The sequence below is a fragment of the Pseudomonas sp. StFLB209 genome, assembly GCF_000829415.1.
In the GTDB taxonomy this organism is placed as follows: domain Bacteria; phylum Pseudomonadota; class Gammaproteobacteria; order Pseudomonadales; family Pseudomonadaceae; genus Aquipseudomonas.
Genome location: NZ_AP014637.1, coordinates 6,137,499 through 6,156,602, shown reverse-complemented (window position 1 = coordinate 6,156,602; position 19,104 = coordinate 6,137,499). Strand labels below are relative to the sequence as shown.

General features: G+C 57.2%; 14 protein-coding genes, 2 tRNA genes, 3 rRNA genes and 1 pseudogene. 12 read left to right on the top strand and 8 right to left on the bottom strand.

What is annotated here, in order from left to right; translation table 11 throughout:
- Nucleotides 1-17 precede the first annotated feature (17 nt).
- Both PSCI_RS27330 and rhtA read right to left on the bottom strand, forming a co-directional pair.
- Nucleotides 18-308, bottom strand: a complete 291-nt coding sequence (locus PSCI_RS27330; RefSeq protein ID WP_045493217.1) for a hypothetical protein — start codon at nucleotides 306-308, stop codon at nucleotides 18-20.
- 161 nt (nucleotides 309-469) lie between these two features.
- Nucleotides 470-1,357, bottom strand: coding sequence for a threonine/homoserine exporter RhtA (gene rhtA / locus PSCI_RS27325; RefSeq protein WP_045493213.1), 888 nt, complete (start codon nucleotides 1,355-1,357; stop codon nucleotides 470-472).
- Between the two features lie 606 nt (nucleotides 1,358-1,963).
- Here rhtA and PSCI_RS27320 point away from each other — a divergent pair.
- The 5 genes from PSCI_RS27320 to rrf all read left to right on the top strand — a co-directional run bounded on the left by PSCI_RS27320 (nucleotide 1,964) and on the right by rrf (nucleotide 7,148).
- Nucleotides 1,964-3,500 (top strand): 16S ribosomal RNA (locus PSCI_RS27320).
- A 125-nt stretch (nucleotides 3,501-3,625) separates the two neighbouring features.
- Nucleotides 3,626-3,702, top strand: a tRNA-Ile gene (locus PSCI_RS27315).
- 7 nt (nucleotides 3,703-3,709) lie between these two features.
- Nucleotides 3,710-3,785: transfer RNA gene (locus PSCI_RS27310), tRNA-Ala, on the top strand.
- A gap of 222 nt (nucleotides 3,786-4,007) precedes the next feature.
- Nucleotides 4,008-6,899: ribosomal RNA gene (locus tag PSCI_RS27305) — 23S ribosomal RNA — on the top strand.
- Nucleotides 6,900-7,032: 133 nt separating this feature from the next.
- Nucleotides 7,033-7,148, top strand: a 5S ribosomal RNA gene (gene rrf / locus PSCI_RS27300).
- The 16S, 23S and 5S rRNA genes sit together here with 2 tRNA genes alongside, the layout of an rRNA operon.
- Nucleotides 7,149-7,273: 125 nt before the next feature.
- Here rrf and queD read toward each other — a convergent pair.
- Nucleotides 7,274-7,630, bottom strand: coding sequence for a 6-carboxytetrahydropterin synthase QueD (gene queD / locus PSCI_RS27295; RefSeq protein WP_144403353.1), 357 nt, complete (start codon nucleotides 7,628-7,630; stop codon nucleotides 7,274-7,276).
- Nucleotides 7,631-7,801: 171 nt separating this feature from the next.
- On the opposite strand from queD, the gene PSCI_RS27290 reads away from it, so the two are divergent.
- The 7 genes and pseudogenes from PSCI_RS27290 to PSCI_RS27265 all read left to right on the top strand — a co-directional run bounded on the left by PSCI_RS27290 (nucleotide 7,802) and on the right by PSCI_RS27265 (nucleotide 13,329).
- The gene (locus PSCI_RS27290; RefSeq protein ID WP_045493210.1) at nucleotides 7,802-8,110 is read left to right on the top strand and encodes a PepSY domain-containing protein; all 309 of its coding nucleotides are present in this window, start codon (nucleotides 7,802-7,804) and stop codon (nucleotides 8,108-8,110) included.
- A complete protein-coding gene (locus PSCI_RS27285) occupies nucleotides 8,110-8,418 on the top strand; it encodes a PepSY domain-containing protein (protein ID WP_045493207.1) in 309 nt (102 codons plus the stop codon). The genes PSCI_RS27290 and PSCI_RS27285 overlap by 1 nt, the downstream gene beginning before the upstream one ends.
- Complete coding sequence (locus PSCI_RS27280; protein WP_045493204.1) at nucleotides 8,418-9,086, top strand: response regulator transcription factor; 669 nt, start codon at nucleotides 8,418-8,420, stop codon at nucleotides 9,084-9,086. Before PSCI_RS27285 ends, PSCI_RS27280 begins: the two co-directional genes overlap by 1 nt.
- Nucleotides 9,083-10,399 carry a sensor histidine kinase gene (locus PSCI_RS27275; RefSeq protein ID WP_045493201.1) on the top strand — a complete coding sequence of 439 codons (1,317 nt, stop codon included), beginning with the start codon at nucleotides 9,083-9,085 and terminating at the stop codon, nucleotides 10,397-10,399. Before PSCI_RS27280 ends, PSCI_RS27275 begins: the two co-directional genes overlap by 4 nt.
- 92 nt (nucleotides 10,400-10,491) lie before the next feature.
- Nucleotides 10,492-11,313: pseudogene (locus PSCI_RS30395) on the top strand (cache domain-containing protein); the annotation flags it as partial.
- Nucleotides 11,314-11,340: 27 nt separating this feature from the next.
- Nucleotides 11,341-12,171: a methyl-accepting chemotaxis protein gene (locus PSCI_RS30390; protein WP_442965486.1), complete on the top strand. Its 831-nt coding sequence runs from the start codon at nucleotides 11,341-11,343 to the stop codon at nucleotides 12,169-12,171.
- A 93-nt stretch (nucleotides 12,172-12,264) separates the two neighbouring features.
- Nucleotides 12,265-13,329 (top strand): AI-2E family transporter, encoded by a 1,065-nt coding sequence (locus PSCI_RS27265; RefSeq protein ID WP_045493195.1) that lies wholly within the window; start codon nucleotides 12,265-12,267, stop codon nucleotides 13,327-13,329.
- Nucleotides 13,330-13,384: 55 nt separating this feature from the next.
- Here PSCI_RS27265 and nuoN read toward each other — a convergent pair whose 3' ends face one another.
- From nuoN to nuoJ, 5 genes are read right to left on the bottom strand one after another with little or no spacing between them, the layout of a single operon-like run.
- Nucleotides 13,385-14,854, bottom strand: a complete 1,470-nt coding sequence (gene nuoN / locus PSCI_RS27260) for an NADH-quinone oxidoreductase subunit NuoN (protein WP_045493192.1) — start codon at nucleotides 14,852-14,854, stop codon at nucleotides 13,385-13,387.
- 7 nt (nucleotides 14,855-14,861) lie between these two features.
- A complete protein-coding gene (gene nuoM / locus PSCI_RS27255) occupies nucleotides 14,862-16,394 on the bottom strand; it encodes an NADH-quinone oxidoreductase subunit M (protein ID WP_045493189.1) in 1,533 nt (510 codons plus the stop codon).
- A gap of 39 nt (nucleotides 16,395-16,433) precedes the next feature.
- Nucleotides 16,434-18,284, bottom strand: coding sequence for an NADH-quinone oxidoreductase subunit L (gene nuoL, locus PSCI_RS27250; RefSeq protein WP_045493186.1), 1,851 nt, complete (start codon nucleotides 18,282-18,284; stop codon nucleotides 16,434-16,436).
- A complete protein-coding gene (nuoK, locus tag PSCI_RS27245) occupies nucleotides 18,281-18,589 on the bottom strand; it encodes an NADH-quinone oxidoreductase subunit NuoK (RefSeq protein WP_003317980.1) in 309 nt (102 codons plus the stop codon). The genes nuoL and nuoK overlap by 4 nt, the downstream gene beginning before the upstream one ends.
- The gene (gene nuoJ / locus PSCI_RS27240; protein ID WP_045493178.1) at nucleotides 18,586-19,101 is read right to left on the bottom strand and encodes an NADH-quinone oxidoreductase subunit J; all 516 of its coding nucleotides are present in this window, start codon (nucleotides 19,099-19,101) and stop codon (nucleotides 18,586-18,588) included. The genes nuoK and nuoJ overlap by 4 nt, the downstream gene beginning before the upstream one ends.
- Between the last annotated feature and the right edge of the window lie 3 nt (nucleotides 19,102-19,104).

Below are 19,104 nucleotides of genomic sequence, written 5' to 3'. Positions count from 1 at the left end.
ACAGCGGCACCGTCAGACTAAAGGCGGGGTTTCTTGCAGATGATGATCATGCTGCGGCTGGTGTAGCCGGCGGGATTGAGGCCGAAGGGGTAATCGCCTGGATCTTCGACGGCATCGCCAGACTTGGCGATGACCCGGTACTCGGTCGACTCGCAGACATTGGTCGCTTGTTCGTAGCACCTGTCCCAAGAGGACGACAGGCCCGAGCAATTGATATGAATGCCGCGTTTGGTCTTCTTGACCGGTGCGCTGGTGGCTGCGCAGCCTGCCACGGCCACGAGCGCCAGTACGATAACGATGTATTTCATCCCGCTCCTTAACCGGTCACCTGGTTGAGCCTGCATTGAAGCTGGCGTGGACATTCGATGGCTTTCACCGTAGTCAGTTCATCCATATGAATAAACCGTACCAGAGATGGCCTAAACATGTCTCATGTGCGAGATAAATACTAGCCCTGCATGCTCGGCACTCAGTCAGCCGGTACCAGTTTGGGCTGGTCCGGGGCCGTCGACAGCGTGACGCCTATAGAAGCCAGGATAATGGCGCCGATGGCCAACCATTGCAGCAGTGACAATTGCTCATGGAGAAAGACCATGCCGGAAAGTGCGGCAAATACCGGCTCCAGACTGGCCAGGGTGCCAAAGGTTCGCGCCGACATGCGGGTCAGGGCGACCATCTCCAGACTGTAAGGAAGGGCTGTGGAGAGGATGGCCACCCCGATGGCCGCGGGCAGTAGTGAAATATCCAGTAATGCAGAGCCGGCATGCGCGATCCCGAACGGGGCAACGAACATCGCGGCCACAATTACCCCAAGTGCGGCAGTCTGCACGCCGTTATGCTCACCGGCCTTCTGGCCGAACACGATATAAGCTGCCCAGCAGGCGCCGGCACCCAGGGCGCAGGCGGCGCCGAATGGATCAAGGCTGGCGGCTGACTCGCTACCCGGTATAAGCAGCAGCAAACCAAGAATCGCCAGGCCTATCCAGAGAAAGTCGACCAGCTTGCGCGAAGCGAACAGCGCCACTGTTAGCGGGCCGGTAAGTTCCAGTGCCACGGCAATGCCTAACGGTACGCTGCGCAACGACATATAGAAGAGCAGGTTCATGCCGCCCAGCGCCACACCATAAAGAATAATGGCCGGAATGGACTGGGCGGTAAGACGCGCACGCCAGGGGCGCAGCACCAGGATCATGATGATGGCGGCGAATATCAGGCGCAGAGTCGTTGTGCCTTGTGCGCCTACAGCAGGAAAAAGACTCTTGGCCAGGGATGCGCCGGTCTGGATCGAAGCCATCGCGATCAACAGCAATCCCAGCGGGAAGAGTAGGGGGGCGAGGCTACGGGATGAAGTGGTCATGACAGGCTCGAACAGGATAAGGATGGATCACTGATGAGCATGATGCGTAACAATGCAGAAGTGCGCAATATAATGCGCAATTATTTAATTTTGAAACAAAATAGAATTAACGGTTGACGGGGTTTCAGATGTCCTTATAATGCGCACCACTTCCAACGCGGAATGAACGAAAAACTTCTTGGTAATCAACGAGTTAGCAGTTCAGAAAGGGTTGGAGGCGGTGCGAGCCTCCTGGCTCCGGCGGTGAAAAAGGCAGTTGACAGCAACTTAGGATGCTGTAAGATTCGCCTCCCGCTGACGAGTTAGTCGAAAGATGCTCGGCACGCTGTTCAGTTCTAGCGTTTCGAAGTTTTGAATGAGTTTGAAACTTCTTAAAATAAACGCTTGACAGAACAAGAGGTTAGCGTAGAATGCGCGCCTCGGTTGAAGCGAAAGGCTCAACCAACCGCTCTTTAACAATTGAATCAAGCAATTCGTGTGGGTGCTTGCGCTGTCAGACTGAGAGTCAACAGATTATCAGCAACGTAAGTGACCATGCGAGAAATCACATAGTCATTTGAGATTGCTGAGCCAAGTTTAGGGTTTTCTCAAAACCCAAGCAGTATTGAACTGAAGAGTTTGATCATGGCTCAGATTGAACGCTGGCGGCAGGCCTAACACATGCAAGTCGAGCGGTAGAGAGAAGCTTGCTTCTCTTGAGAGCGGCGGACGGGTGAGTAATGCCTAGGAATCTGCCTGATAGTGGGGGATAACGTCCGGAAACGGACGCTAATACCGCATACGTCCTACGGGAGAAAGTGGGGGCTCTTCGGACCTCACGCTATCAGATGAGCCTAGGTCGGATTAGCTAGTTGGTGGGGTAAAGGCTCACCAAGGCGACGATCCGTAACTGGTCTGAGAGGATGATCAGTCACACTGGAACTGAGACACGGTCCAGACTCCTACGGGAGGCAGCAGTGGGGAATATTGGACAATGGGCGAAAGCCTGATCCAGCCATGCCGCGTGTGTGAAGAAGGTCTTCGGATTGTAAAGCACTTTAAGTTGGGAGGAAGGGTCGTTACCTAATACGTGGCGATTTTGACGTTACCGACAGAATAAGCACCGGCTAACTCTGTGCCAGCAGCCGCGGTAATACAGAGGGTGCAAGCGTTAATCGGAATTACTGGGCGTAAAGCGCGCGTAGGTGGTTTGTTAAGTTGGATGTGAAATCCCCGGGCTCAACCTGGGAACTGCATCCAAAACTGGCAAGCTAGAGTAGGGCAGAGGGTGGTGGAATTTCCTGTGTAGCGGTGAAATGCGTAGATATAGGAAGGAACACCAGTGGCGAAGGCGACCACCTGGGCTCATACTGACACTGAGGTGCGAAAGCGTGGGGAGCAAACAGGATTAGATACCCTGGTAGTCCACGCCGTAAACGATGTCAACTAGCCGTTGGAATCCTTGAGATTTTAGTGGCGCAGCTAACGCATTAAGTTGACCGCCTGGGGAGTACGGCCGCAAGGTTAAAACTCAAATGAATTGACGGGGGCCCGCACAAGCGGTGGAGCATGTGGTTTAATTCGAAGCAACGCGAAGAACCTTACCAGGCCTTGACATCCAATGAACTTTCCAGAGATGGATTGGTGCCTTCGGGAACATTGAGACAGGTGCTGCATGGCTGTCGTCAGCTCGTGTCGTGAGATGTTGGGTTAAGTCCCGTAACGAGCGCAACCCTTGTCCTTAGTTACCAGCACGTTATGGTGGGCACTCTAAGGAGACTGCCGGTGACAAACCGGAGGAAGGTGGGGATGACGTCAAGTCATCATGGCCCTTACGGCCTGGGCTACACACGTGCTACAATGGTCGGTACAGAGGGTTGCCAAGCCGCGAGGTGGAGCTAATCTCACAAAACCGATCGTAGTCCGGATCGCAGTCTGCAACTCGACTGCGTGAAGTCGGAATCGCTAGTAATCGCGAATCAGAATGTCGCGGTGAATACGTTCCCGGGCCTTGTACACACCGCCCGTCACACCATGGGAGTGGGTTGCACCAGAAGTAGCTAGTCTAACCTTCGGGAGGACGGTTACCACGGTGTGATTCATGACTGGGGTGAAGTCGTAACAAGGTAGCCGTAGGGGAACCTGCGGCTGGATCACCTCCTTAATCGACGACCCAGCTGCGTCGTAAGTTCCCACACGAATTGCTTGATTCATTGAAGAAGACGATAGAAGTAGCTCCAAGCTTTAAGCTGCAAGCTTCAGGCTTGATTGTTGTAGGCATCAAGATCTAGGTCTGTAGCTCAGTTGGTTAGAGCGCACCCCTGATAAGGGTGAGGTCGGCAGTTCAAATCTGCCCAGACCTACCAGTTCCCTGGGGCCATAGCTCAGCTGGGAGAGCGCCTGCCTTGCACGCAGGAGGTCAGCGGTTCGATCCCGCTTGGCTCCACCATTAACTGCTTCCTTGGTTAGAAAATAGAAATGAATATTCGCGGTGCGAATGTTGATTTCTGGTTTTTACCAGATCGTTCTTTAAAAATTCGGATATGTGAAACATTTTAGACTGTGCGCCACTTTCACTGGTGGGGTGCAGGCTAAGGCAAAGAAAGTTTGTTGAATCAAGCTTTCGGCGAATGTCGTCTTCACAGTATAACCAGATAGCTTGGGGTTATATGGTCAAGTGAAGAAGCGCATACGGTGGATGCCTTGGCAGTCAGAGGCGATGAAAGACGTGGTAGCCTGCGATAAGCTTCGGGGAGTCGGCAAACAGACTTTGATCCGGAGATCTCTGAATGGGGGAACCCACTCAGCACAAGCTGAGTATCTTGCACTGAATACATAGGTGCAAGAGGCGAACCAGGGGAACTGAAACATCTAAGTACCCTGAGGAATAGAAATCAACCGAGATTCCCTTAGTAGTGGCGAGCGAACGGGGACCAGCCCTTAAGTGGCTTGGAGATTAGCGGAACGCTCTGGAAAGTGCGGCCATAGTGGGTGATAGCCCTGTACGCGAAAATCTCCTTGTCATGAAATCGAGTAGGACGGGGCACGAGAAACCTTGTCTGAATATGGGGGGACCATCCTCCAAGGCTAAATACTACTGACTGACCGATAGTGAACCAGTACCGTGAGGGAAAGGCGAAAAGAACCGCGGAGAGCGGAGTGAAATAGAACCTGAAACCGTATGCGTACAAGCAGTGGGAGCCTACTTGTTAGGTGACTGCGTACCTTTTGTATAATGGGTCAGCGACTTATATTCAGTGGCAAGCTTAACCGTATAGGGGAGGCGTAGCGAAAGCGAGTCTTAATAGGGCGTTTAGTCGCTGGGTATAGACCCGAAACCGGGCGATCTATCCATGGGCAGGTTGAAGGTTAGGTAACACTGACTGGAGGACCGAACCGACTACCGTTGAAAAGTTAGCGGATGACCTGTGGATCGGAGTGAAAGGCTAATCAAGCTCGGAGATAGCTGGTTCTCCTCGAAAGCTATTTAGGTAGCGCCTCATGTATCACTGTAGGGGGTAGAGCACTGTTTCGGCTAGGGGGTCATCCCGACTTACCAAACCGATGCAAACTCCGAATACCTACAAGTGCCGAGCATGGGAGACACACGGCGGGTGCTAACGTCCGTCGTGAAAAGGGAAACAACCCAGACCGTCAGCTAAGGTCCCAAAGTCATGGTTAAGTGGGAAACGATGTGGGAAGGCTTAGACAGCTAGGAGGTTGGCTTAGAAGCAGCCACCCTTTAAAGAAAGCGTAATAGCTCACTAGTCGAGTCGGCCTGCGCGGAAGATGTAACGGGGCTCAAACCATGCACCGAAGCTACGGGTATCACCTTTTGGTGATGCGGTAGAGGAGCGTTCTGTAAGCCTGTGAAGGTGAGTTGAGAAGCTTGCTGGAGGTATCAGAAGTGCGAATGCTGACATGAGTAACGACAATGGGAGTGAAAAACTCCCACGCCGAAAGACCAAGGTTTCCTGCGCAACGTTAATCGACGCAGGGTTAGTCGGTCCCTAAGGCGAGGCTGAAAAGCGTAGTCGATGGAAAACAGGTTAATATTCCTGTACTTCCGGTTATTGCGATGGAGGGACGGAGAAGGCTAGGCCAGCCTGGCGTTGGTTGTCCAGGTTTAAGGTGGTAGGCTGGGATCTTAGGCAAATCCGGGATCCCAAGGCCGAGAGCTGATGACGAGTGTTCTTTAGAACATGAAGTGGTTGATGCCATGCTTCCAGGAAAAGCTCCTAAGCTTCAGATAATCGGGAACCGTACCCCAAACCGACACAGGTGGTTAGGTAGAGAATACCAAGGCGCTTGAGAGAACTCGGGTGAAGGAACTAGGCAAAATGGCACCGTAACTTCGGGAGAAGGTGCGCCGGTGAGGGTGAAGGACTTGCTCCGTAAGCCCATGCCGGTCGAAGATACCAGGCCGCTGCGACTGTTTATTAAAAACACAGCACTCTGCAAACACGAAAGTGGACGTATAGGGTGTGACGCCTGCCCGGTGCCGGAAGGTTAATTGATGGGGTTAGCGCAAGCGAAGCTCTTGATCGAAGCCCCGGTAAACGGCGGCCGTAACTATAACGGTCCTAAGGTAGCGAAATTCCTTGTCGGGTAAGTTCCGACCTGCACGAATGGCGTAACGATGGCGGCGCTGTCTCCACCCGAGACTCAGTGAAATTGAAATCGCTGTGAAGATGCAGTGTATCCGCGGCTAGACGGAAAGACCCCGTGAACCTTTACTATAGCTTTGCACTGGACTTTGAATTTGCTTGTGTAGGATAGGTGGGAGGCTATGAAGCGTGGACGCCAGTCTGCGTGGAGCCATCCTTGAAATACCACCCTGGCAACTTTGAGGTTCTAACTCAGGTCCGTTATCCGGATCGAGGACAGTGTATGGTGGGTAGTTTGACTGGGGCGGTCTCCTCCCAAAGAGTAACGGAGGAGTACGAAGGTGCGCTCAGACCGGTCGGAAATCGGTCGTAGAGTATAAAGGCAAAAGCGCGCTTGACTGCGAGACCCACACGTCGAGCAGGTACGAAAGTAGGTCTTAGTGATCCGGTGGTTCTGTATGGAAGGGCCATCGCTCAACGGATAAAAGGTACTCCGGGGATAACAGGCTGATACCGCCCAAGAGTTCATATCGACGGCGGTGTTTGGCACCTCGATGTCGGCTCATCACATCCTGGGGCTGAAGCCGGTCCCAAGGGTATGGCTGTTCGCCATTTAAAGTGGTACGCGAGCTGGGTTTAGAACGTCGTGAGACAGTTCGGTCCCTATCTGCCGTGGACGTTTGAGATTTGAGAGGGGCTGCTCCTAGTACGAGAGGACCGGAGTGGACGAACCTCTGGTGTTCCGGTTGTCACGCCAGTGGCATTGCCGGGTAGCTATGTTCGGAAAAGATAACCGCTGAAAGCATCTAAGCGGGAAACTTGCCTCAAGATGAGATCTCACTGGGATCTTGAATCCCCTGAAGGGCCGTCGAAGACTACGACGTTGATAGGTGGGGTGTGTAAGCGCTGTGAGGCGTTGAGCTAACCCATACTAATTGCCCGTGAGACTTGACCATATAACACCCAAGCCATCTGCACAGCAGTGGCGGTGTGTGAAGACGATACAGCCGAAAGCTGATCAACAAACGCTGAAAAATGTTCACATAACCGAATTTGCCAGCGTGTGAAAACGCACTGGCCACCGAATTTCTTGACGACCATAGAGTGTTGGAACCACCTGATCCCATCCCGAACTCAGTAGTGAAACGATACATCGCCGATGGTAGTGTGGGGCTTCCCCATGTGAGAGTAGGTCATCGTCAAGATTCAAACACAGAACCCCTGATCGCTCTGCGATCGGGGGTTTTGCTTTGCGCGAAAGAAAAGTCGGCCGCTCCTGCCGGGCAAAAAAAGACCGCCTCAGAGGGCGGTCAACAACGTCAATTCTGTTTCAGTCGCCTCGGTATTCACACCCGCTGGTGCAGGTCTCGTGAATACGAATGGCAGACAGCTCAGGTAACAGCGGCTTCAACTCATTCCAGATCCACTTGGCCAGATTTTCGCTGGTCGGGTTCTCCAGGCCGGGAATGTCATTGAGGTAGTTGTGATCCAGTCGCTCGTACAGCGGCTTGAATATCGCCTTGATCTCTGAGAAGTCCCGGATCCAGCCGGTATGGGGGTCGACCGGGCCGGACAGATGGATACCTACGCGAAATGAGTGGCCATGCAGGCGACCGCACTTGTGGCCTTCCGGCACGTGGGGAAGGCGATGCGCGGACTCAAAGGTGAATTCCTTGAAAATTTCCAAAATCTTGACTCTGAAACGAGATACAGCACACGAGTGTAACAGCAATACACTCAACACGGCATGATCAGTACCATTGCAAAGCTAATGGCATGTGGCCAGAGTCATTCAGTTTGAATTAAGTTCCTGAAGGTATGGTGACGGCATCAACATTAGCTGACCGTGGAGCCAACAATGAAAGCTTTGCTGACCTTTACAACTGCCTTTGCCTGGGCCCTGACGGCCAATCTGGCACAGGCCAGGGACCTGGGTCCGGATGAAGCCCTGCGACTCAGAGATAACGGTGTTATCCAGTCGTTCGAGAAACTCAACGCCGTTGCGCTGGCCGCTCATCCTGGTTCGAGCATTACCGATACTGAGCTCGAAAGTGAATACGGCAAATATGTTTACCAGGTGGAATTGCGCGATACTAAGGGCATTGAATGGGATCTGGAACTCGATGCGGTAACCGGGCAGATCTACAAGAACCATCAGGATAATTGATGACTGCTGCTAAGCGTCGTATCGCATTACTGGGTCTGCTGTTTACCTGCACCTTGGTTCAGGCCCGTGACCTTGACCAGGATGAAGCCCTGCAACTGCGCCAGCGTGGCGTTATTCTGCCACTCGAACAGTTCATCGGGCAGGCCTTGGCGCGGTATCCCGGCGCCAGGTTGCTTGAGGCCGAACTCGAAGAAAAGAACGATGTGTATGTCTATGAGGTTGAATTGGTTACTCCTGAAGGCGTGGTACGTGAACTCAAGTTCGATGCCCGTGACAGTCGGTTACTCAAAGACGAGGAAGATGACTGATGCGTCTGTTGCTGGTTGAAGACCATGTATCTCTGGCTGATGAGCTAATGGCGACCCTGGCCCGCCAGGGTTATGCGGTTGACTGGTTGGCAGATGGCCGGGATGCGCAGTATCAGGGGCTGAGCGAGCCCTATGACCTCATCGTGCTTGATTTGGGATTGCCGGGCATACCCGGCCTGGAAGTTCTGGCGCACTGGCGCAGCAACGGTCTGGCGACGCCGGTGCTGGTGTTGACCGCGCGCGGCTCCTGGTCAGAGCGCATAGAGGGACTCAAGGCCGGTGCAGACGATTACCTGACCAAGCCTTTTCATCCTGAAGAACTGCAATTGCGCATTCAGGGCCTGCTGCGCCGCGCCCGGGGCCTGGCCAATCAGCCGAAACTGGAGTCGGCAGGCTTGCACCTGGATGAGGGACGTCAATCGGTGGCACGCGACGGCGTCGATATCCAGCTGACTTCCGCAGAGTTCCGCTTGCTGCGCTACTTCATGCTGCACCCGGAACAAATCCTTTCCAAGAGTCATCTGGCCGAGCATCTCTACGACGGCGAGAGCGAGCGTGATTCCAATGTCATCGAGGTTCACGTCAATCACTTGCGCCGCAAGCTGGGCCGCTCAGTGATCGAAACCCGCCGCGGTCAGGGTTATCTGTATGGTGGGGCTGGCGGTTGAGGTCCATCCAGCGACGTCTGAGCCTGGGGCTGGTCGCGATCATGCTGGTGATCGGCCTGGTCATGGCGCAGACCAGTCTGTGGTTGTTCGAGCTGGGCCTGCAGCGTTATCTGGAGTCAGGACTGCGCAACGAGAGTGAGAACCTGTTGGTCGCTATCGTGCGCGGCCCGGTGGGCTTGCAACTTGACGAGCAGCGGTTGTCCGGCGCCTACCATCGGCCTTTCTCGGGTCACTACTTTCGCGTCGATTTTGCCGATGGCCACTGGCGCTCGCGATCCTTGTGGGATTTCGAGCTGCCCAAGCCACAGAGCACAGGGCTGCACAGCGACCTCGAACTGGGCGAGACTGGCCAGTCGTTATTGGTCCTGACAGCCGATTACCGCAAGTTCGGCCAGCAGTTCTCCATCAGCGTCGCGCAGGACTACACGCCAGTACGCCAGACCTTCAAGCGCGTGCAGCAGATTGGCATGGGGCTGGGGCTGGCGGCGTTGTTACTGGTTTTGGGCTTGCAGCGGGTTACTGTGCGCAGGGCACTGCGGCCTCTCAATACCGTACGTGAACAGATCTTTCAGTTGCAGCAGGGCCAGCGTTCGCAACTTGATGATCAGGTGCCTCGTGAGCTTGAGCCCTTGGTCGACCAGATCAACCATCTGCTTGCCCACACTGAAGACAGCCTCAAACGTTCGCGCAATGCCTTGGGCAATCTTGGCCATGCACTCAAGACTCCGTTGGCGGTGCTGCTCAGCATTGCGTCCAGCCCGGCGCTGGAGTCCCAGCCTGCGCTGCGCAAGACCTTGCATGAACAACTGCAACAGATTCAGCAGCGTCTTGAACGTGAGCTTAATCGTGCACGCCTGTCGGGAGATGCGTTACCGGGGGCACGCTTTGATTGTGATGTGGAGCTTCCCGCGCTGTTTTCCACCCTGAACATGATCCATGGCGAACACTTGCAACTGGTCAACGACACCCCACCCGGGTTGACGCTGCCCTGGGATCGCGAGGATCTGCTGGAACTGCTCGGCAATTTGCTGGACAACGCCTGCAAATGGGCCGACAGCGAGGTGAGCCTGAGCATCAGTGTCAGCGCAGCAGGAACATGCCTGTTGATTGATGATGACGGTCCGGGTATTCCTGAGTCACGCCGTGAAGGGGTTTTCAGCCGCGGAACCCGTCTGGATGAACAGATTAGCGGCCACGGGCTTGGCTTGGGCATTGTTCGTGATATCGTGGAAACATGGGGTGGCACATTGCAACTGCTGGTGAGCCCGGCAGACGGGCTACGCGTCCGTATCGATTTGCCAGAACGTAAATGAATTGCCAAAGGGGCATCAGTTTCCTGGCTATCAGTCGATAGCTGATCAAGAGCGCTTGTTTCAAGAACGACAATAACGATAAGGCAAAGATCATGCGACCCAATCTCAAGGCCAAAGTGCTGTCACTGGCGATTGCGCCGGTTCTGTTATTCGCCCTGGTCGTCAGTGCCTCGACGATCTATATCCTCCACCAACAGGCTGATATAGAGGTCAACGAGACCCGTGAACGTCTGCTTGAAGAAGCCAAAAGCAATCTCAAGGATCACGTCTCCGTCGCCATCAGTGCGATCAAACCCCTTTACGATGCTGCCGCGCCTGGCGATGAAGCGCCCCGCGCCGCTGCGATCAAGCAGTTTGCCTCTGTCAGCTACGGCAAAGACGGTTATCTGTTCGGCTATGATTCGGAGATTATCCGGATCTTTCGCAGTAACAGCACCGATGGTCTGGGCAAGAGCTTCAAGGACACCAAGGACCCCAACGGCATCTACCTGAACCGCGAACTGGTGGCGGTGGCTAAAAACGGTACTCACTACGTGCGCTACGCCTCGGCATTGCCGGGCAAGAGCGAACCGGTACCTAAAGTGGGTTACACCGAATACCTGCCCAAGTGGGACCTGGTGGTTGGCAGCGCGGTCAACCTTGATGGCATCGAGGCCCAGGTCGAACAGGTGCGCAAGAATGTCGATGCTCGCCTGCAGGACATGCTCTACAGCATTGTCGGCATTACTTTGGTGGTGCTGGTCATCATCAGCGTGATTGGCGTGCTGGTGACAGGCACGCTGCTGCGCCCACTGCGCCTGATGAAAGCCAGCCTTGACGATATTGCCGCCGGCGAAGGCGACCTGACCCGCCGTCTGCCTGTCACCAGTCAGGACGAGTTGGGCGAGCTTGCCGGTTCTTTCAATCGCTTTGTCGACAAGATCCATTCGTTGGTGCGGCAAATGACCGAAGTGACCTCGCAACTCACCGGGCTGGTGGCTGAGGTGTCCTCCCAGGCTCAGCGCTCTGAGCAGGCCATGGAGCGCCAGCGCTACGAAACCGATCAGGTGGCCACTGCCATCAACCAGATGTCTGCAGCTGCCCACGAGGTAGCCAGCAGCGCGCAAAATGCCTCGAACGCCGCGCAGCAGACCGACGAGCAGGGGCGTACTGCCAAGCGGGTGGTGGACGGCAGCATTGTGCAGATCCATTCGCTGGTCGAAGACATTCGCAAAAGTGGTGTGTCGCTCGACAGCCTGCAGCAAGACGTCGGGTCGATTGTCAGCGTTCTGGGGGTGATTCGTTCGATTGCCGAGCAGACCAACCTGTTGGCGCTCAACGCAGCCATCGAAGCGGCGCGGGCCGGCGAGGCGGGACGTGGCTTTGCCGTGGTTGCCGATGAGGTTCGGGCGCTGGCTAGCCGAACCCAGCAGAGCACTCAGGAAATCCAGGGCATGATCGACCGTCTGCAGTCTGGCACTCAAGAGGCAGTCAGTGCCATGCGGCGTTCCAGTGAGGCGGGGGAGGGCACCTCGGTGCAGGCCAACGAAGCCGGCCGTTCGCTGGTCACCATTGGTGAACTGATCGCCACCATCAACGCGATGAACGCGCAGATTGCCAGCGCCGCAGAGGAGCAGACTGCCGTGGCCGAAGAGATCAACCGCAGCGTGCACCAGATCGCCGTAGCAGTGGACAGCGTTGCTGAGGAAACCCGCCAGAGCGCGATCACTTCACGCAGCCTGTCCGATCTCGGCCAGCGGCTGGGAGGGCTGGCGGCACAATTTCGCGTCTGAACCATTGCCCGAAGGCTTCGGGGCACTCCTGCGTGTCGTGGCTGACTAATGCTCTGAGCGGGCATCTAGCCAGCCTGACGACACGGATGAGACATGAACGAAACCTCCCTGCATTACAAGACCTTTCTGCTCCTGTTGGTGCTGGTCAGCATCGCTTTTATCTGGATCCTGCTGCCGTTCTATGGCGCGGTATTCTGGGCGGTGATCCTGGCCATTATCTTTTCCCCCATGCAGCGTCGCCTGCAACTCAAGCTGGGCTGGCCACGTAACCGTATCTCGTTGCTGACCTTGGGAATCTGTCTGGTCATCGCCATTTTGCCGGTGATCGTGATCAGCGCCATGTTGGTTCAGGAAGGCGCGCTGCTGTACAAGAATGTCGAGAGCGGCAAGCTGGATGTCGCGCAGTACCTGACCGAGTACAAGGAACTGTTGCCGGCCTCAGGGCAGCGTCTGCTGGACCGGATGGGCATGGGCGATTTCAACGGCTTGCGCGACAAAATCTCCAAGGGGGCCATGCAAGGCAGCCAATACCTGGCCGGCCAGGCGTTCAGTTTTGGTCAGGGCACTTTCGATTTTGTGGTCAGCTTCTTCATCATGCTTTACCTGCTGTTCTTTTTCCTGCGTGACGGTCAGGAACTGGTCCGCAAGATGCGCAATGCAGCGCCATTGGCAGACCAGCACAAGCGCCGCCTGCAATTGAAGTTCACCCGCGTGGTGCGCGCCACGGTCAAGGGCAACCTGGTGGTTGCGGTCACCCAGGGCGCGCTGGGTGGCCTTATCTTCTGGTTCCTCGATATTCCCAGTGCGTTGCTCTGGGCAGTGATCATGGCCTTCCTGTCGCTGTTGCCGGCGGTGGGTGCAGGGATTGTCTGGGCGCCGGTGGCAGTGTACTTCCTGCTCAGCGGGATGATCTGGCAAGGTGTGGTACTGGCCTTGTTCGGCGTGTTTGTGATCGGCCTGGTAGATAACGTGCTGCGCCCGGTACTGGTCGGCAAGGACACTCGGATGCCGGACTACCTGATCCTGATCAGCACCCTGGGCGGCATGTCGGTATTTGGCCTCAATGGCTTTGTCATCGGGCCGTTGATCGCTGCCCTGTTCATGTCGTCCTGGGCACTGTTCAGCAGCAATAAACGCCCGGTACGCCTGCCGGGTTAAAAAACCCAGGCAATAAAAAACCCTGCCGAGGCAGGGTTTTTTTATGCGCAGTGAATCAGCTCGGTACTTGCAGGCCGGTACTGAGTACCAGATCCAGCAACGGCTGCGGGTACACACCCAGCACGAAGGTCAGGATCGCCACGGCCAGCAGCATCACACCGCCGGTACGCTGTGCCCAGTTGAAGGCGGCGTCATGACGCGGCAGCTTGTTGTCGACCAGGTACATGGTGACCATCACCCGCAGGTAGTAGAACACGCCGATGGCGCTACCCAGCACCAGCGTACCGATCAGCCACCACAGGTGCGACTCGACACCGGCAGCGATGATGTAGAACTTGCCGATGAAGCCTGCAGTGAGCGGAATACCCGCCAGCGACAGCATCATCAGGGTCATCACTGCGGTCAGGTATGGACGACGCCAGAACAGGCCGCGGTACTCGAACATGGCATCAGCGTCACGGCCGCTGTACGGCGAGGACATCATGGTGATCACACCGAAGCTGCCCAGCGAGGTCAGCACATAGGTGGTCAGGTACACGCCGATGGCTTCTACCGCCATGCCCTTGCTTGCCACCAGCGCGATCATCAGGTAACCGAAGTGGGCGATCGAGGAGTAACCCAGCAGCCGCTTGAGGTTGTTCTGCACCAGTGCCAGCAGGTTGCCGACCAGGATGGATGCCACGGCCACAACCGCCAGCACGTCCAGCACCACACCGCCGCTTGCCGCCGGCGACATCTGGAACAGCCGCACCAGCACCGCGAACACCGCCACCTTGCTGGCAGTGGCCAGGAAGGCCGCGACCGGCGCCGGAGCACCTTCATAAACGTCTGGCGTCCAGAGGTGGAACGGCACCAGCGAGAGCTTGAAGCCCAGGCCGATGACCATCATGCCCAGACCCATGCTGGCAATCGGGCTAGGCAGGCCGGTGGCCTCCAGCGCCTTGCCGATCGCGTCGAAGCTCAGGCTGCCGGCTTCGGCGTACAGCAGTGCCATGCCGAACAGCAGGAACGCTGAGCCGGCTGCCGACAGCACCATGTACTTGATACCGGCTTCCAGCGAACGCTTGTTGAAGAACGCATAGGCTACCAGGCCATAGACCGGTACCGAGAGCAATTCCAGGCCGATGAACAGGCCGGCCAGGTTCTGCGCGCAGACCAGCACCATGCCGCCGGCTGCCGCCAGCAGAATCAGCAGGTACAGTTCTTCGCGGTTGCCTGGATAGCCGGTCTTGTCATCACCCAGATAGGCATGAGCCATGGTCACGCAAGCCAGGGTCGAAGCGAGGATCAGCGCCATGTAGAAGCAGGCGAACGGATCGACCAGCAGCAGTGGGGTGACCACCAGTGGCGCGACCTTCAGGGCCGGGTAAACCGACAGCAGGGCCAGGTTCAGGCCGGCCACGCTGAGCAGGAAGGTTTGCGAGTGATTGCGGCGCCATGCGATGGCCAGCATCACCACCACAAGGGTGATACTGGTGATCAGCAGAGGGCCTAGCGCAATAAAGTGTTGAATCGTCAGGTCCATAGCGCTCTTACCGGGCCGAAGCGAGTTGAGTGAAGGCAGTGCCTAGCCATTGCTGCACGCCGTGCATGGTCGACGCCGAAGTGTCCAGGAACGGCTGCGGGTAGACCCCGAGCACGATCAGCAGGACGGCAAGACCCAGCACCATGATCATTTCCCGTGCATCCAGGCCCTTGTAGACCGCATCGGACTGCGACGGGCCGAAGTAGGCGCGGTGGATCATGATCAGCGAATAGACCGAACCGAACACCAGACCGGAGGTGGCGATGGCAGTGACCCATGGCGAACTGACGAAGGCACCCAGCAGGATCAGGAACTCACCGACGAAGTTACCGGTGCCGGGCAGGCCCAGCGACGCGGCTGCGAAGAACAGGCTGATTGCCGGCAGGTAAGGAATGCGCGACCACAGGCCACCCATCTGGCGCATGTCACGGGTGTGCAGACGCTCGTACAACTGGCCGCTGAGGATGAACAGTGCCGCTGCCGACAGGCCGTGGGCGATCATCTGGATCACCACGCCCTGCAGGGCTTGCTGGCTGCCCGAGTAGATACCGATCAGCACGAAGCCCATGTGCGAGACGCTGGAGAACGCGATCAGGCGCTTGATGTCGCTCTGGGCGAACGCCAGGAAGGCACCGTAGAAAATCCCGACCAGACCCAGGGTCATGGCAATCGGCGCGAACTCTGCCGAAGCATTCGGAAACAGCGGCAGAGCAAAGCGCAACAGGCCGTATGCAGCAGTTTTCAGCAGGATACCGGCCAGGTCCACGGAACCTGCGGTCGGCGCCTGGGCGTGAGCGTCAGGCAGCCACGAGTGCAGCGGCACCACCGGCAGCTTCACCGCGAAAGCGATGAAGAAGCCCAGCATCAGGATGTACTCGGTGCCAGGTGCCAGTTGCGTTTTGAGCAGCTCGGCATAGGCGAAGGTCAGGGTGCCGGTCTGGTTGTAATGCACCAGAACCAGACCAAGGATCGCCACCAGCATGATCAGGCCGCTGGCCTGGGTGAAGATGAAGAACTTGGTCGCGGCGTAAATCCGGGTCTTCTTGCCGTCCGAGGAGCTGTGACCCCAGAGTGCGATGAGGAAATACATCGGCACCAGCATCATTTCCCAGAAGAAGAAGAACAGGAACAGGTCGATGGCCAGGAACACACCGACCACGCCACCGAGGATCCACATCAGGTTGAGGTGGAAGAAGCCGACCTTGCGGTCGATCTCTTTCCACGAACAAAGCACCGACAGCACACCGAGCAGGCCGGTGAGCATGATCATCAGCAGCGACAGGCCATCGAGCGCCAGGTGCAGGCTGATACCGAAGCGGGTGATCCACTGGGCCTGGAATTCCAGGGCCCAGGCAGGATTACCGCCCGGCGCAGGGGCCAGGGTGTAGTTGCCGACAGCCCACAGCCACAGGCCGAGGCCCAGCAGCAGGGACATGGTCGCCAGCGCGATCCAGCGTGGCATTGTCGCGCTGACGCGCTCGAACTGCCAGCAGAGCAGGCCGCCGATAAAGGGGATCAGGATTAGCCAAGGCAGAATCATGACGGGCTCAATTCCTTTCGCAAATTCGCAAGGTTCATGTCAGACCGCAACCAGAATGCCGCCCAGTACCAGAACGGCACCAAACGCGATCGAGGCAGCGTACCAACGAAGCTGACCAGTCTCGGTGCGGCTCATGGAAACATGACCGCCTTTGACCAGACGCGGGATCACACCAATGAGACGGTCGAACGGATCACTGCGCAGCAAGTGACTGATCGCCAGGTATGGCTTGACGAACAGTTTGTCGTAGATCCAGTCGAAGCCCCAGGCGGCGAACCACCAGGCCGAGAGCAAACGGCCGATACGGCTGTTGGCGATGGCGGTAGCCAGAGTGCGTTTGCCCAGGAACAGCAGCGCGGCGAGCACGATACCGGCAATGGCAATGGCCCCCGAAGCGATCTCCAGACTGTGCTTGGCATCGCCGCCGGCATGGCCGACGCTTTGCGGCAGCACGCCTGCCAGTGGTGGAGTGATCCAGGCACCGATGAAGGTCGACAGCACGATCAGCACCGACAGTGGCAGCCAGTGCGAGATGCCATGGCCTGCATGAGCTTCGGTCTTGGCCTCGCCGTGGAAGGCGATGAAGATCAGCCGGAAGGTGTAGATCGAGGTCATGAACGCACCGGCAAGACCGGCATACAGCAGGCCGGTATGGCCGCTGGCGAAAGCCTCCCAGAGGATCTCGTCCTTGGAATAGAAACCGGCGGTCAGCAGCGGCAGGGCGGCCAGGGCGGCGCCGCCGACGATGAAGCTGGCGTAGGCCAGAGGCAGTTTCTTCCACAAGCCACCCATCTTGAAGATGTTCTGCTCGTGGTGGCAGGCGACGATCACCGCACCGGAGGCAAGGAACAGCAGGGCCTTGAAGAACGCGTGGGTCATCAGGTGGAAGATCGCACCTTCCCAGGCACCGACGCCCAGGGCCAGGAACATGTAGCCGATCTGGCTCATGGTCGAGTAGGCGAGAATCCGCTTGATGTCGGTCTGTACCAGCGCGGCGAAGCCGGCCAGTACCAGCGTCACACCACCGACGACGCCGACCAGATGCAGGATATCCGGCGCCAGGACGAACAGACCGTGGGTACGGGCGATCAGGTACACGCCGGCGGTGACCATGGTCGCGGCGTGAATCAGTGCCGAAACCGGAGTAGGACCGGCCATTGCATCAGCCAGCCAGGTCTGCAGCGGCAGTTGCGCGGATTTACCTACGGCACCGCCAAGCAGCATCAGGGTCGCCAGCACGATCCAGAAGTCGCCGGCCTTGAAGTGCTCAGGCGCACGCACCAGCAGTTCCTGGATATTCAGGGTGCCCAGTTGCTGGAACAGGATGAACAGACCGATCGCCATGAACACGTCGCCGATCCGGGTGACGATGAAGGCTTTCAGTGCGGCATCGCCATTCTTGCGCTGGCCATAGTAGAAACCGATCAGCAGGTAGCTGCACAGGCCCACGCCTTCCCAACCGAAGTAGATGAACAGCAGGTTGTCGCCCAGGATCAGGAACAACATGCTGGCAATAAACAGGTTGGTGTAGGAGAAGAAGCGCGAGTAGCCCTCTTCGCCGCGCATGTACCAGGAGGCGAACAGATGGATCAGAAAGCCCACCCCGACCACCACGCCGAGCATGGTGACCGACAGGCCGTCCAGGTACAGGGCGAAGTTGGGGCTGAAGCCGTCCACGTCCATCCAGCGCCACAGCACCTGGGTGTAGTGGCCGCCTTCGGGTGGTGCGACGTTGAACTGCCAGATGATCCAGGCAGTGACAATGGCCGACAGGCCGACCGAGCCGACGCCGATCAGTGCCGCGAGGTTCTCCGAGATACGGCCACGGGAGAACGACAGCAGCAGCCAACCGATCAGGGGAAATACAAAAGTCAGAAAGAGAAGGTTCATCCGCGCATCTCGCTGGCAGCATCGATATCGAGAGTGTGGAAGCGGCGATACAGCTGCATCAGGATCGCCAGGCCGATACTGGCCTCGGCAGCTGCGAGGCTGATCACCAGAATGAACATTACCTGTCCATCCGGTTGACCCCAGCGGCTACCGGCTACCACGAATGCCAGGGCGGCGGCATTCATCATGATTTCCAGGCTCATCAGCACGAAAAGGATGTTGCGGCGCACCATCAGGCCGACCAGGCCAAGGCAGAACAGCACCCCGGCAACCGCCAGGCCGTGTTCGAGAGGAATTGCATTCATGGCTGGGCTCCTTCTTCCTTGGTATCGGTACGGCCAAGGTGGAATGCGGTCACGGCAGCCGCCAGCAGCAGCATCGAGGCCAGTTCCACCACCAGCAGGTAAGGACCGAACAGGCTGATGCCGACGGCCTTGGCGTCCACTGTGGTGTGGCCCAGGCCGGCACCGCTCGGGTTGGCAAACAGCACATACAGCAGTTGGAACAGCAGCATGCCGCCCAGGAACACAGGTCCCGCCCAGATCCCAGGCTTGAACCAGTTACGTTCTTGCTGCACCGAGGCAGGGCCCAGATTGAGCATCATGACCACGAACACGAACAGAACCATGATCGCGCCAGCGTAGGCGATGATTTCCAGCACCCCGGCAAATGGTGCGCCGAGGCTGAAGAAGGTCATAGCCACGGCGATCAGTGAGATGATCAGGTAGAGCAGGGCATGCACGGGATTGGTGTTCGTGATGACCCGTAAGGTCGACACGACAGCAATGCCGGATGCAAAGTAGAAAGCGAATTCCATCTG

What these genes read in the sequence shown, in the direction of transcription:
- nuoN (WP_045493192.1), bottom strand. Translation starts at nt 14,854, where the DNA reads ATGGACCTGACGATTCAACACTTTATTGCGCTAGGCCCTCTGCTGATC.
- PSCI_RS30390 (WP_442965486.1), top strand. Translation starts at nt 11,341, where the DNA reads ATGACCGAAGTGACCTCGCAACTCACCGGGCTGGTGGCTGAGGTGTCC.
- PSCI_RS27280 (WP_045493204.1), top strand. Translation starts at nt 8,418, where the DNA reads ATGCGTCTGTTGCTGGTTGAAGACCATGTATCTCTGGCTGATGAGCTA.
- PSCI_RS27330 (WP_045493217.1), bottom strand. Translation starts at nt 308, where the DNA reads ATGAAATACATCGTTATCGTACTGGCGCTCGTGGCCGTGGCAGGCTGC.
- PSCI_RS27290 (WP_045493210.1), top strand. Translation starts at nt 7,802, where the DNA reads ATGAAAGCTTTGCTGACCTTTACAACTGCCTTTGCCTGGGCCCTGACG.
- PSCI_RS27265 (WP_045493195.1), top strand. Translation starts at nt 12,265, where the DNA reads ATGAACGAAACCTCCCTGCATTACAAGACCTTTCTGCTCCTGTTGGTG.
- nuoJ (WP_045493178.1), bottom strand. Translation starts at nt 19,101, where the DNA reads ATGGAATTCGCTTTCTACTTTGCATCCGGCATTGCTGTCGTGTCGACC.
- nuoL (WP_045493186.1), bottom strand. Translation starts at nt 18,284, where the DNA reads ATGAACCTTCTCTTTCTGACTTTTGTATTTCCCCTGATCGGTTGGCTG.
- nuoM (WP_045493189.1), bottom strand. Translation starts at nt 16,394, where the DNA reads ATGATTCTGCCTTGGCTAATCCTGATCCCCTTTATCGGCGGCCTGCTC.
- PSCI_RS27285 (WP_045493207.1), top strand. Translation starts at nt 8,110, where the DNA reads ATGACTGCTGCTAAGCGTCGTATCGCATTACTGGGTCTGCTGTTTACC.
- rhtA (WP_045493213.1), bottom strand. Translation starts at nt 1,357, where the DNA reads ATGACCACTTCATCCCGTAGCCTCGCCCCCCTACTCTTCCCGCTGGGA.
- nuoK (WP_003317980.1), bottom strand. Translation starts at nt 18,589, where the DNA reads ATGAATGCAATTCCTCTCGAACACGGCCTGGCGGTTGCCGGGGTGCTG.